This is a genomic window from Bacteroides sp. AM16-13 (assembly GCF_003602705.1).
Taxonomy (GTDB): domain Bacteria; phylum Bacteroidota; class Bacteroidia; order Bacteroidales; family Bacteroidaceae; genus Bacteroides; species Bacteroides xylanisolvens.
The window spans coordinates 111,452-125,248 of record NZ_QTLK01000005.1; the positions used below are offsets into that span (position 1 = coordinate 111,452).

Sequence of the window (13,797 nt, forward strand, 5' to 3'; positions counted from 1 at the left end):
TTTATGGTTCTGTAGCAAACATACGACTTTTTTCTAAAAATCACATCATCAAACGAAAGTTATATTTGAAAGTAACGATGAAATACCCTTTTATTTCCTGCGTACGATACTCATAAAAGCCGTCAGAAGTCGCCATACGGTTATAACTTTTCCTCTTTCCTAAAATGTCTACCCAATGAGCAGACAGTTCTGCTTCTTTCTTTTTCAAGAACCTCCAGGTAGCACTCGCATTCCATAATATCTCATCATCTTCTCCTTTGCGGATATTTGTACCATTACGGAAAGTATAAGCCCCATCCGTCCGTAATTGTATGCCCAAAGGAAGATCAACATATCCTTCCAAACGGAAATTATAATAACGTGTATACGTATTGTTATCATTCACAGAGTTGAGCGAATACTGATAATTCCAGGAAGTAGAGAAGTCAATACCTCCCCAGGCAGGCTGATAAGAAACATTCGCTTCACAATTCAAGCCGGTGTCACGCGTTGTACTTTTCACCGGCTCAAGACTTCTATCTTCATTAATCATGCTGACACTATTACTATGATTACCGTTCATATCCAACCGTAAAGAGAAATGTCCTAAACGTTTCCACCAGTTAGCACTTCCATACACATTCCAGTTACCGTTTATATTGACAGGATATGTCTCACGTCCGCCAGTCTGTGCATCATATATCATTACTTGTGTAACGCTATTCTGTTCCAACTGTCCTCCAAGATTCGCAGATATGCCTTTTTTAGAATGTTGAAAGCTTATACGCATACTATGAGCAAACATTTGCTTCAAATCCGGATTCCCTCGAGTAATATATAATGGATTACTATTATCTGTAAGTGGCATTAAGTCCGATAAAGAAGGTTGCCGGGTTCTACCGTCATAATTGAAAGTAATTCGTGCCTCTTTCTTTTTCCAGGCCAGCCATATCATAGGCTGAAAGTCGATAGTATGCACAGTGGTATCCGCATACAGTTTCCCCATTTTCCGTTCAATGGTTCGCCTTTGCGGAGTAATCCCTAATGATGCATTCACCATCCATGTATCATCAGAGTAATTGAAGCCTACATTCAGATCATGTCCATTAGTACGACTATGACTTCGATTACTCAAACTATCTACATAACCCGTTTCATAGTCAGGAGGCAACTCACCAAAAACATCCGACTTCGCCAAAGAAGACAATTCATAAGTGTCGCGATTATCGCGTTCATAATGAGTGTTCCAGTTATACGCTGCACGAATATGCATTTTCTTACCGATAGGTTGGGTGAAGTTAATCCCTACCCGCCACGAATTATTTTTCTGGGGTGACTTCAAATACTGGTTACGATAAAGTAAAGAATCGTTGCCCTGCTTATCTTTAAGACGGAAATAAGTAGTTTTTGAAAGCGAAAAACTTTCATTATCCCCCCAAGAATCCGAACTTTGAATGTTCAATCCTAAAGTTGTACCTTTTTCATTCAGCCGCCTCATAATCCCCATCATCCAATTATAACGGTTCGATTGCCCTTCCGAACGCGACCGGTTTTCACTACGATTTACTTTGATATCTTGGGAAATCGATTCAAAATCATCGAACAAGCTTTCATGATTGACGTTAGGAGGAGCGTCAAAAGAAGCATTCTGGCTATTACTTTCATTCCGGTTAGGAGAAAAGCTGAAACCACCGTTAAAATGTATGCGTGTACGTTTATCCACTTCCCAACTACCCATGATATTAGAATTGAACGACCGGCTTTTAGAGTTACCTTCATTAGTGGACGCAGAATATTGGTTACCAGCAGTTAAATATTGCTCCTGATACATGGAAGAAATATTTCCGTTCCGATTGAGATTATAGTTCATGCTTCCGGTCAAAGAAAACTTCTTTCCGAATTTATGAGTCATATTCATTCCCACCGAATTATTAATATTATCCTTGTAAGTGCTATTCTGATATCGGTTGGTGGAACGTCCTATGAAAGAAAGATTTTCCCCGTCTTTACTAAAATAATTCACCTGCCCTTCCAAATCCTTCTTTTGATTGTTTCCATATCCCACAGTGGCATTTGTCAGCCAGGTTTTATTCAATTCATCCTTAGTCTGCAAGTCAAGTACATATTTCTTTTCTCCTGAACTAATTCCGGTAAATTCTTCTTCTTTTGATTTTTTATCGTACACTTTCAACTTACTAATCAAATCTGCCGGCAGATTTTCGAGTGCCGTCTTTTTATCTCCGGAGAAAAAGGCTTCGCCATTTACATTGATTTCACTGATGGGCTGTCCGTTGTATGTCAACGAATTATCTTTCTTATTATATACCAATCCGGGAACACGCTTCACCAAATCCTCCAGATAAGCTCCTTCACGAGTTTTAAAAGCGGCAGCATTGATAACCGTAGTATCTCCCTCCATCACTACTTCCTGCAATTTTCCCGTTATCGTCACTTCACTAATCTGAATATCATCATCTTTCAATACCACTGTACCGATATTCACCAATACAGAGTCTTCCAGTGCCCGGTATACAGATTGCATTCCCATAAAAGAGACCTTTAACAGGTATTTCTTTTTCTTCTGCGGTTGATAATTAAGAACGAAACGCCCATTCTTATCACTTGTTATTCCCTTGATAAAAGCAGAATCGCTTTTCGCCAAAATAACAATGCTGGCAGATGGTAATGCCCGCTTCTCATTACTGCCGGCTTCCACTGTCTGCACTCTTCCTCGCACAGTTCTCACTTGTTGAGCATACAAAGTAGTATGTCCCCAAAGTAGCAGCAAAAGCAATCCCACTAACTTACAAGCGTTCATATCCAATAGTAGTTAAGTCTGATATTTATGTTGATCTAAAACAAATCGGGACAAAGTTAATAACTTTTACGTAAAACGTTTAATCCCAGAGTTATTTTTTATACCTTTGTCCATCCATTATTCAATCAGCAACTTAATGAAAAGGATTATATTAATCACAGGAGGACAACGATCCGGTAAAAGTTCGTTCGCGGAAAAAAAAGCGCATGAACTTACTACGTCACCGGTTTACTTGGCCACTGCCAGGATATGGGACGAAGAATTCAGAAAAAGGGTGGAACGCCATCAAAAGAACCGCGGTCCTGAATGGACAAATATAGAAGAAGAAAAAGAATTGAGCCGTCACAATGTAGCGGGCAGAGTCGTAGTGATAGATTGTGTAACTCTTTGGTGCACTAACTTCTTTATGGAGTTTGATTCTAATGTTGCCTCCTCATTGGAAGCCGTCAAAAAAGAATTCGACAAATTTACCCAGCAGGACGCCACTTTCATATTTGTAACTAATGAGATTGGTTGGGGGGGAGTTTCCGAGAACAAACTGCAACGTAAATTCACAGACTTGCAAGGTTGGACCAATCAATACATCGCATCGCATGCCGACGATGTATATCTCATGGCAAGTGGTATTCCCGTAAAAATAAAATAAACATGAAAACGTTTCATATTCAAAAGCCGGATGAAGCTATCAAAGAAGCTCTGATTGACAAAATCAATAATCTGACCAAGCCTAAAGGATCGCTTGGAAGACTGGAAGAAATCGCTTTGCAAATCGGACTGATCCAACAATCCCTTTCTCCACGATTAACTCATCCTCAAAATATAATCTTTGCCGCAGATCATGGCATCGTAGAAGAAAAAGTCAGCCCATCTCCTAAAGAAGTAACCTGGCAACAAATCAGCAACTTTCTTCATGGAGGAGCAGGGATTAACTTCCTGTGCCGACAGCACGGTTTCACTCTTAAAATTGTAGACGCAGGAGTCGATTATGATTTGCCTTATGAAAAAGGCATCATTAACATGAAAGTCGGAAGAGGAACACGCAATTTCCTTCATGAAGCAGCCATGACACCTGAAGAGATGGAACTCTGCCTGGAGCATGGTGCCCAATGTGTGGACACTTCTCACCAGGAAGGCTGCAATATCATTAGCTTCGGTGAAATGGGAATCGGAAATACTTCGCCCTCTTCCTTATGGATGACTTGCTTCACCGGAATCCCATTAGATCAATGTGTAGGTGCAGGAAGCGGACTCAATCATCAGGGAATAAATCACAAATACGAAGTTCTGAAAAGATCTCTCGAACAATATCCGGGAGAGCATTCCACAGAAGAAATCCTCTGCCGTTTCGGAGGTTACGAAATGGTAATGGCCGTAGGAGCAATGCTCAAAGCTGCCGAACTGGGAATGGTTATTCTAATTGATGGATTTATTATGACCAATTGTATTCTTGCCGCTTCACGCCTTTATCCGGAAGTGATGAGCTATGCCATATTCGGTCATCAGGGAGACGAGAGCGGACATAAGCTATTATTGGACTATCTCGGAGCACGTCCCCTACTCAATCTCGGACTAAGACTTGGAGAAGGAAGCGGTTCCGTTTGTGCCTATCCCATTGTAGATTCTGCTGTAAAAATGCTGAATGAGATGGATTCATTTGCTCATGCTTCTATCACTAAATATTTCTAAGATGAACCAGATACTTGCCGCCCTCATATTCTTTACACGATTGCCTTTCTGGAAAATAAAAGAAGTTCCGCAGGAGTGTTTCAAACACGTTGTCAGTTATTGGAGTTTCAGTGGCTGGCTGACCGGGGGAATGATGGCATTGATTTTCTGGGGAGCCAGTACTATTTTACCTCACGGAGTAGCCGTAATCCTGGCACTGACTTCACGTTTACTTATCACAGGAGCATTGCATGAGGATGGATTGGCCGATTTCTTCGATGGATTCGGAGGTGGAACGAACAGGGAAAGCACGTTACGCATCATGAAAGATTCCCATATCGGAAGCTACGGAGTTTTGGGATTAATCATCTATTATCTGCTTGCTTACAATCTACTGGTCGCACTTCCCTTAACAGTTACTCCTTTCTTATTACTAAGCGGAGATACCTGGAGCAAATTCATTTCTTCCAATATCATCAATTACCTGCCCTACGCACGGAAAGAAGAAGATAGCAAATCCGGAACAGTATATACAAGAATGAATTTGGGGGAGATCGTTATGTCTGCGATGGGGGGAATACTGCCTCTCCTATTACTTCCTCCAAGCTACTGGCCCGTGTGTATATTTCCTATTCTGGTATTCTCCTTTATCTGCCGGATGATGAAACGACGTTTGAACGGATATACCGGAGATTGTTGTGGTGCATTATTTCTCTTAAGCGAAATAAGTTTCTGGCTGGGAGCAGTGATGTCTATCTATATAAAATAAGTAATCCTATGAATATTTATCTAATCAGACATACCTCTGTCGACGTTCCTAAAGGTCTTTGTTACGGTCAGTCAGACGTTCCTTTACGTCCTACATTTGAGATAGAAGCAGCCGTAACCAAAGCTAAAATCGAATCCATTCACTTTGATATGGCTTACACCAGTCCTCTATCCAGATGCACCCGTCTGGCACAATATTGCGGATTCGGAGATGCCATCCGTGACCCAAGAATACTGGAACTTAATTTCGGAGATTGGGAAATGCAGTATTTTGATAAAATCAAAGACCCGAATCTACAGTGCTGGTACGACGATTACTTGAATGTAAAAGCAACCAATGGAGAATCGTTTGCCGATCAGTATAAACGGGTAGCCGCGTTTTTAGACGAAGTCAGACAAAAGGAGGCTGAAAATATAGTAGTATTTGCTCATGGCGGCGTATTGATTTGCGCACAGATTTATGCAAAGTTGATTCAACCGGAAGAAGCATTTCAGGCAGTACCTGCCTATGGAGGAATTTTTCTATATCAAGAGCGCCCGTAAACAAACAGTCAGGACAATCATCATCTCTTCTGCACGACGGTTGACAGCAACTCCCATCCGCATATCGGATGTGTCCAGCAAACGTTCATTCACTCCGATATAAGGCTTTGTAAAGAGTTGACCAAAATAGTGATGAGGACCGCCGAAACGACAATTCAGGATACCTGCAAGAGCGGCTTCCGGATAGCCGGAATTGGGACTTGCATGTTCCCTGCCATATCTCTTCACAAATAACAGGAGTTTCAGCCGACCACTTGCCAAGACCATCAGAAAAGCAGTAAGACGGGCAGGAATATAATTAGCGACATCATCAACACGAGCTGCCACACGCCCAAAAAGGAGATAACGATCACTATGATAACCAATCATGGAATCAAGCGTATTCACCATTTTGTAGGCCATCATTCCCGGAACGCCCAACAACAAATACCAGAAAAGAGGAGCAATCACTCCGTCACTCAAATTTTCCGCCAAAGTTTCAAGAGCAGCAGTCCTGACTTCCTGTGCAGAAAGTTCGGAGGTATCACGCCCTACAATACGGGCAACCTGAATACGTCCCTCTTCCAAAGAACGATCAACCGCCTCAAATACCATTCTGACCTCTTTAATCAATGTAGTTCCGGCCAGACAAAAGAAAATGCAGATTATATCAAAACCGATCACCGCAGGAGTTCCTAAAAAAGAAAGGGCATATTCGATTCCTATGGTGACCGAATAAACGAACAGGATCAACAGAACAGACATGATTCCTCCTTTCCATAATTTATAAGATCCTTTATTCAGTCTCTTTTCCCCGAAAGCAATCATCTTGCCGAACCAGATGACAGGATGAGGCAAAGACACCGGATCACCGAATAGACGATCCATCAACCAGGCCGGCAATAAAACACGCAGCACTACTCCTATAACGATAAAGTAACTCATCATAAACAAAAATATATCTTAACTCATTATCTGCTCCATCCATTCACTGATTGCTTTCACCAGCTTATCATTTTCTTCGGGAGTTTGCGTAGCAATCCGAAAGAAACGCTCGTCCAATCCCTCAAAGTTGGATGCATCCCGAATGAGTATTCCATGATTCACGGCTAGAAAATCCTTAAGGGCCGCCGCTTTCCCCATACGTAGTTTTATCAACATATAGTGCGTATCAGTTGGCCATATTTCTAACATCCCCGTGGCAAGCAGGAGGTTTGTCAGTCGCTCACGTTCTGCCAGAAGTTGCGGAATATCCGCTGAAATGCCGTCTCCCTCTTCCAGAAGATATTTTGCGGCTTCAATAGCCAGGCTATTCACAGACCAAGGCATCCGACGGCAACGAACATCATCGGTCAATCCCTCGGAGGCAGTAAAATAACCTACCCGCAGTCCCGGAATCGCGTATTGCTTGGTCATTGAATGGAGCAGGATCACATTTGGAAAGGAAGCGGCTTCTTTAATCCCAAGAAGTGACTTTAATGTGAAATACTCGTAAGACTGATCGAATATAAACAATTTATCAGGATGAGAATCGACCAATGCTTTCAGGTCTTCCTTATTTCGCACTTCACCTGTCGGGTTATTCGGATTGCAGATCCACACCAGTTCCGCATCTTCCGGTAAAGCGTCCAACGAATAAAAAGGCTTCACTTTGTGCCGATGTACCCGGCATGCGTCCGCATACTCGCTAAAGGTTGGTCCCAACACAGCTGAAATACGTCCTTGAAAGACTTGTGCTATCAAGTAAATAGCTTCCGTCGCTCCATTAGTCACACAAACTTGGCGGGGAGTGAGCGAATACCTCCGGGCTATTTCACTTTCCAAAGAATAAGGCATCGGCTCGGGATAACTGCAAATGGTAGAGAGCCGCTCATTCAGTCGTTGGTAAAGTCCCGAATGATCGATCCGGTTATACACATTCGAACTGAAATTGCTAACTATTTTCTTTCCGTATTTATAAAGATCGTCTCCGTGTCCCTCAATCATTTCTTTCTAATATTTTATAAAGTAACGGCATATTGATGTGTTTTCTCACATGTTCCGCCAACTTATCATATTGTTCTTCCTTGAATGTTGCATAGTCAAAGGTCTGCTGTTCCAGTTTGTCGGCATAAGGCTTGAGCAGGAAATCTATAAATGACTGGTTATCAAGTATGCCATGAATATATGTTCCCATACATTTCCGGCCATTCCGGTAACCATCCTCTCTTCCATCCTCCAGTTTATTTAAAGGAGAAGGGGAGAATCCTTCGGCAGGTACACTTCTGCCCATATGTATCTCATATCCCTTACAAACCGTATCCGACTCATCAAAAGTGAAATTCACCTGCCGGGTCACTTTATCTCCCTGCATGGTAGTGATAACAGGAAGTAACCCCAAGCCGGGGAGTAATTTAAAACTTCCCTCTACTCCGTCAGGATCGCGTATTTCCAGTCCCATCATCTGATAACCGCCACAGATGCCCATGATGGTCGCCCCTTCCCGATGAGCTTTCAGAATAGCTTGTACTACTCCGTTACAGCGCAATTCATAAAGATCATCCAGCGTATTCTTGCTTCCGGGCAACAATACAATATCTGCTTTCGCTATTTCATTCACATTATTGGTATAATACAAATGCACCCGTTCATCCCGTTCCAACACATTAAAATCGGTAAAGTTAGACAGATGACGCAGCAAGATCACAGCTATATTGATTTTTCCGGCCATAGCCTCCCGGTTTTTAGACTCAAGCATCACAGAGTCCTCTTCTTCTATATAAATCCCCTTATAGTAAGGCACTACTCCAAGCACAGGAACCTTGCAGAGGTCTTCGATCATCTTTATTCCGGACTCAAACAGGCGGATATCCCCTCTAAACTTATTGATAATAATACCCTTAATCAATGAACGTTCTTCCGGAGTCTGCAACAGAATAGAACCATACACACTGGCAAATACACCACCACGATCAATGTCCGCCACCAGAAAAACATCTGCCCCAGCGTGTTTTGCCATAGGCATATTGACCAGGTCGACGTCCCGCAGATTAATTTCCGAGATACTGCCGGCCCCCTCCATCACTATCGGATTATATCTGGTAGCGAGGCGATCATACGACTCATTGACTACTTTTCGTAATTCTTCCCTTCCCTCCTTGCGGAAATACTCATACGCATTCCGGTCACCGATTGGTTTCCCCAATAACACAACCTGCGAAGTATGTTCGGAGCTTGGCTTCAACAACAACGGATTCATATCCGTATGACAGGGAACACCGGCAGCTTCCGCCTGAACGGCTTGCGCCCTGCCGATCTCCAATCCCTCGGGAGTGGCATACGAATTCAAAGCCATATTCTGGGCCTTGAACGGTGCAGGATGATATCCGTCCTGCTTCAATATGCGGCAGAATGCCGCAGCCAGAATACTTTTCCCGACATCGCTACCTGTTCCGGCAAGCATAAAGGAATTTAGTTTTTTCTTCTCCATCTTTCTATTTACTTTGGTCAGGGGTTGAAGCTTTGCGCTTATAACCGAAAGCTTTCCATTTCTCTTCAGTCCAGTGCTGCCGATACATTTCATAACGTGCCATGACAAAGAACAAGTCAGATAACCGGTTGATGAATTCAAGCAGAGATTGCGGCACCGGGTCCTGCCGATGTAATGTGCAAAGCCTCCGTTCGGCACGCCTTGCTATAACACGCGCATAATGCAATTGTGCAGAAATTTGTGTACCACCCGGTAGTATAAAATAGCCATTATCTTCCATAGCGGCATTCATTGTATCCATTCTTTTTTCCAGAAGACCGGTCAGATCCGTACGCAAGGTATTCGGGTTTTCGCCCCTTTTAACGGATGGAGTAGCCACATGACTCATACATGACATCAGTTCCATCTGTATTTCATACAGCCATTCGTGCCATTCATCCTGTTCAGGAAGAAGTGAGCGGACTATTCCTATCACCGTATTCAGTTCGTCAATCGTACCATTAGCCTCAATCCTGATATCATCTTTTTCGACACGCTCACCACCAAAGATTCCGGTAGTTCCATTGTCACCCGTACGGGTATATATTCTTCTCATCATTCCCAAAGTTTCATTAAGTTCATTTCACCCCAATAGAGGTGTGTATAGCCTGCAATCAGATTCTTATATCGATAAAGCGGAGTGGAAACAGGATTTCCTTTTGCATCTGTCACCTCCGCAATGGATGGAAGTTCTTTTTCAATGGAAGAGTAATGAAACTCATGTCCTTTCCATACCTGCTCTCCTATCCGGAGGGTTCGATAACCAAGCCTTAATTTCATATTTTCCATAGTAGCCCTCTGATGCAGTAATCCGACCATGACATATTGTTTTCCATCCATTCCCCGGATACTGTCACAAAGATACATTATCCCACCACATTCGGCAAGCAAACGGCCTCCGCTTTCCACATACATTTTTAATTGTTGCTTGATGGCTATGTTACTTTCCAGCTCTTTCAGGAAAAATTCAGGGTAACCACCCGGCAAATAAACTAAATCACAATCGGGCAGATGTTCATCGCTCATGGGACTGAAAAAGGTAACTGTCCCCAATTCTTGCAAACGAGCCAAGTTCTCCCGGTATATGAAATTAAATGCAGCATCCTGTGCTACTGCTATCTTCCATTTTTTTTCAGAAAAAATGCCTTTTGAGATTTCTGTCGATGAAATCGAAGTATGTGCATTATAATCAACCAATGGTACACTACATACTTCAAGAATCCGATCAACCGCCACATGCTCTTCAATCGCCTGCGCCACCACAGAAGCGAATTTATCAAACTGATAGGAAGCATCCAACGTCAATCCCAAATGACGGGAGGGTACTTCCAGTTCTTTCAATCGGGGAAGAAAGCCGAAACATTCTACGCCTACATCTTCACAGGCTTTCTGTAAAAAAGAGTAATGGCGTTCGGAAGCTACCTGATTGAATACCACACCGGCAAGTCGCACCGATGGATTGAAATATTTAAAGCCATATAGAATCGGAGCTACTGTATAAGACGTTGATTTGGCATTGATTACAAGAACAACAGGGATATTCAATAAGGCGGCAATAGCCGCACTGCTTCCCTCCATTCCATCGAAACCGTCGAAAAGTCCCATCACTCCCTCGGTCACACATACATCCATTGCAGCCGCGTATTTTGCATACGTCTCCTTTACATGTTTTTGAGAAGAGAGCCAGAGATCGAGATTGACGGAAGTATTACCAGCTGCCATCTCATGATACTTCGTATCAATATAATCAGGGCCACATTTATAAGGCTGCACATTCAGTCCTCTATCACGAAACAGTCTTAACAACCCTGTTGTAAAGGTTGTTTTTCCACCTCCCGAAGAAGCGGCTCCAATTAAAAAATGACTGGTTTGTTTCATCGTTTTATAGCTTTCAGTGTATCAATGGGATTATGCTCGTCTACTGTCAGTCGGATCACTTGTTCAAGTTTCAATCCATTATCGTCTATTGCTTTCTCAAATTGCTTCCTACTGTCTTCGGATACAGAATTAAACACCAGCGTCCCACCAACAGGCAATAAAGGAGCTATTTTCTTTATCATTTCTCCCAACTTGCCACCATGACCTCCAATAAAGACAGCATCAGGCATGGAAAATTTCTCTAACGGCATATCCAGAAAATCTCCAATCACCGTCGTTATTCCCGGACAACCAAACCGACGACTATTCGTTTCCATCAATTGCCGCCCCGCCTCTCTTTTTTCAAAAGCAACAATATCGAGATGAGGAAATTGTAACTTCGCCTCAATGGAAACAGAACCGGTACAAAAACCCACGTCCCACATCACCGATCTGGTTCTCAAATCGAGCAGACTCAATGACAGCAGACGAACAGGCATTTTGGTTATCATATTCGCCCGCCCGTCCAACAATTCAAACTGCTCTTCCGGAATTCCGAACGGCCGTTCACGAACAGTAATACGCTTTAAAATCACACAATTCGGCATCCTGAAATGCCTTTCCATCGCTTCCTCCATACTATATTCTGCCACTGTTTCCTCTTCATTCCCCAACTGCTCACCCACAATCATCCGGTAGTTGGCATATCCGTATGCTTGCATCCGGGCAGCTATGGAAGCAGGTGTTTTTTCTCTGTCAGTAAGCGAACCAATCAATGTCTCTCCGGAAATAAGAGCCTCATCCAAGGCTTTCCACGGTCTGCCAGTCAGAGAAATCGTCCGCATATCATGATAAGGCAACAAAGCTTTGTGTGCTAAAAGCTGCAAGGAATTGAAAGACGGATAGATTTTGACAACAGCCTCGGACAGTTTACGCATCACCGTATTGGCAAAACCAAAAAACAAAGGATCACCGGAAGCAAAAACTACTATTTCCTGATAACCGGCATAACACTCGAACACAGCGTCAAGAGGCACAGTTATATCTATCCAAACCGATGATTCCGGTAACATGGCCGCCACAATTTCATGGTGTCTCTTTCCACCCGAAAATACATGAGAACGGGCAATCAAAGCCTGAACCTCCTTACTGAAAGAGAGTTCGCGACTATCTGTTATTCCTATGATATGAAATTCCTGCATTCTGTCATATAAAATGTCCATACTCTTCTATACATCCCTACCGGGGCGCAGTGTCCGGGCATCATCAAAACATAAAATCGCGTTCACCAATGTAGCGGCCAGATTACTTCCTCCCCGTCTGCCCTGAACGATAATCTTCGGTACTTCCGTGAATGTCTTTATCATGTATTTCGACTCTTTCACATGCACAAATCCTACGGGAGCTGCAATAACCCCGGACGGGTGTGCCTTTCCTTTTCGAATCAGATCGCACAGTTCTATTAATGCCGTAGGCGCATTGCCAAATACAAAAAGAGCATCCGGATGTTCTTCTACAGCCAGACGAATAGCCTCCTGCGAACGGGTAGTTCCCCGTTTCTTCGACTGTTCCACTGCACGTTCGTCGGAGAGATAACATTTCACTTCCACCCCTAAACGCTGTAAAGCACCTTTCCGTATGCCGGCAGCTACCATCGTGACATCTGTGATAATCGTCTTAATCCGTCCGGAAGCAATCTGTTCATACAAGTTCTTTACAACCTCCTTATCCGTATATACCAGCTTCTCCATTTCAAAATCCGCTGTGGTATGTATGGCATGAAATAAAGCCCACTTACGGTCAAGGTCGATTTCTTTATTCTGCATCTCTTCCTCTATCTTCCGGAAAGAGTTCATCATAATCTCCTGTCCTTTTCCGACTTCACCCTTTTCCTGTTCGCGATAATATCCACGAGGAGTTACCATCCGGTTCTGAAATTGATAAGTTTGTGAATTACCAATCAGCATTACTGTAAACATATCCACTTCTTCCGGATCGAAATCCCGTAAGGTGGTCACTACCACCGTTTCTTCTTCCCGACCTGCCTGACGAACATAACCTACGGGCGTTTCCGGTGAACGGGATTCCTGAAAGATTTCTTTCAGACGATGAAGCTGCCAGTAACGTCCCTCACTCTTAGGGTTGTAAACCGCTGTAACAAAGTCGGCAGTAGCAGCGGCAGTGATTCTTTTTTCTATGATTTCCCAGGAAGTCATCAAGTCGGACAGAGAGATAATGCAAAAATCATGACCGATGGGAGCACCCAGCAATGACGCAGCTTTCTGGAAAGCACTGATACCGGGCAGCACGAGGATCTCGACCTCACTCCCCCGTTCCCGTTTCATTTCATAAATCAACGGAGCCATCCCATAGATTCCCGCATCACCGGAACTGATGACACAAACTGTTTTTCCCTGTTCAGCATATTCAAAAGCCAATTCTGCACGGGCTTTCTCCCGCTTCATTCCGGTATCTATGCATTCTGTCTGTTCCGACAGCCAGGAGGTAATAAACTGAAAATAATACTTATATCCAATCACTACATCTGACTCTTTCAAGGCATTAACAACAGCTGGAGTAATATCTTCCGGGCTACCGGGACCGATACCTGCTACTATGATCTTATTTTCTTTCATACATCTTCAGGATTATACCTGAAACAAAGGTAAAGATAAAAACT

At 43.2% G+C, this 13,797-nt stretch carries 12 protein-coding genes; 4 read left to right on the forward strand and 8 right to left on the reverse strand.

What is annotated here, in order from left to right:
• Positions 1 to 40 precede the first annotated feature (40 nt).
• Positions 41 to 2,797 carry an outer membrane beta-barrel protein gene (locus tag DW173_RS05275; protein ID WP_008024845.1) on the reverse strand — a complete coding sequence of 919 codons (2,757 nt, stop codon included), beginning with the start codon at positions 2,795 to 2,797 and terminating at the stop codon, positions 41 to 43.
• Between the two features lie 136 nt (positions 2,798 to 2,933).
• Here DW173_RS05275 and cobU point away from each other — a divergent pair, with 136 nt between their 5' ends.
• From cobU to cobC, 4 genes are read left to right on the forward strand one after another with little or no spacing between them, the layout of a single operon-like run.
• Complete coding sequence (cobU, locus tag DW173_RS05280) at positions 2,934 to 3,443, forward strand: bifunctional adenosylcobinamide kinase/adenosylcobinamide-phosphate guanylyltransferase (protein WP_008024847.1); 510 nt, start codon at positions 2,934 to 2,936, stop codon at positions 3,441 to 3,443.
• A gap of 2 nt (positions 3,444 to 3,445) precedes the next feature.
• Positions 3,446 to 4,483, forward strand: coding sequence for a nicotinate-nucleotide--dimethylbenzimidazole phosphoribosyltransferase (cobT, locus tag DW173_RS05285; RefSeq protein WP_008024849.1), 1,038 nt, complete (start codon positions 3,446 to 3,448; stop codon positions 4,481 to 4,483).
• A gap of 1 nt (position 4,484) precedes the next feature.
• On the forward strand, positions 4,485 to 5,231 hold the full coding sequence (locus tag DW173_RS05290; protein WP_008024850.1) for an adenosylcobinamide-GDP ribazoletransferase: 747 nt from the start codon (positions 4,485 to 4,487) through the stop codon (positions 5,229 to 5,231).
• 8 nt (positions 5,232 to 5,239) lie between these two features.
• Positions 5,240 to 5,773, forward strand: a complete 534-nt coding sequence (gene cobC, locus DW173_RS05295) for an alpha-ribazole phosphatase (RefSeq protein WP_008024852.1) — start codon at positions 5,240 to 5,242, stop codon at positions 5,771 to 5,773.
• Here the strand turns inward: cobC and cbiB are convergent.
• Genes cbiB through cobJ form a run of 7 tightly spaced genes read right to left on the reverse strand, consistent with a single transcriptional unit; the run spans position 5,753 to position 13,753 of the window.
• A complete protein-coding gene (gene cbiB / locus DW173_RS05300) occupies positions 5,753 to 6,700 on the reverse strand; it encodes an adenosylcobinamide-phosphate synthase CbiB (protein WP_117810065.1) in 948 nt (315 codons plus the stop codon). The genes cobC and cbiB overlap by 21 nt on opposite strands.
• 15 nt (positions 6,701 to 6,715) lie before the next feature.
• A complete protein-coding gene (locus tag DW173_RS05305) occupies positions 6,716 to 7,738 on the reverse strand; it encodes a threonine-phosphate decarboxylase (protein WP_008024855.1) in 1,023 nt (340 codons plus the stop codon).
• A complete protein-coding gene (locus DW173_RS05310) occupies positions 7,731 to 9,221 on the reverse strand; it encodes a cobyric acid synthase (protein ID WP_181981039.1) in 1,491 nt (496 codons plus the stop codon). The genes DW173_RS05305 and DW173_RS05310 overlap by 8 nt, the downstream gene beginning before the upstream one ends.
• Before the next feature lie 4 nt (positions 9,222 to 9,225).
• Positions 9,226 to 9,816: a cob(I)yrinic acid a,c-diamide adenosyltransferase gene (locus tag DW173_RS05315; RefSeq protein WP_181981040.1), complete on the reverse strand. Its 591-nt coding sequence runs from the start codon at positions 9,814 to 9,816 to the stop codon at positions 9,226 to 9,228.
• Positions 9,816 to 11,138, reverse strand: coding sequence for a cobyrinate a,c-diamide synthase (locus DW173_RS05320; protein WP_120143963.1), 1,323 nt, complete (start codon positions 11,136 to 11,138; stop codon positions 9,816 to 9,818). Before DW173_RS05320 ends, DW173_RS05315 begins: the two co-directional genes overlap by 1 nt.
• Positions 11,135 to 12,319: a precorrin-6y C5,15-methyltransferase (decarboxylating) subunit CbiE gene (gene cbiE / locus DW173_RS05325; protein WP_117683283.1), complete on the reverse strand. Its 1,185-nt coding sequence runs from the start codon at positions 12,317 to 12,319 to the stop codon at positions 11,135 to 11,137. Before cbiE ends, DW173_RS05320 begins: the two co-directional genes overlap by 4 nt.
• Positions 12,320 to 12,346: 27 nt before the next feature.
• A complete protein-coding gene (gene cobJ / locus DW173_RS05330) occupies positions 12,347 to 13,753 on the reverse strand; it encodes a precorrin-3B C(17)-methyltransferase (protein WP_117683246.1) in 1,407 nt (468 codons plus the stop codon).
• Positions 13,754 to 13,797: the final 44 nt, after the last annotated feature.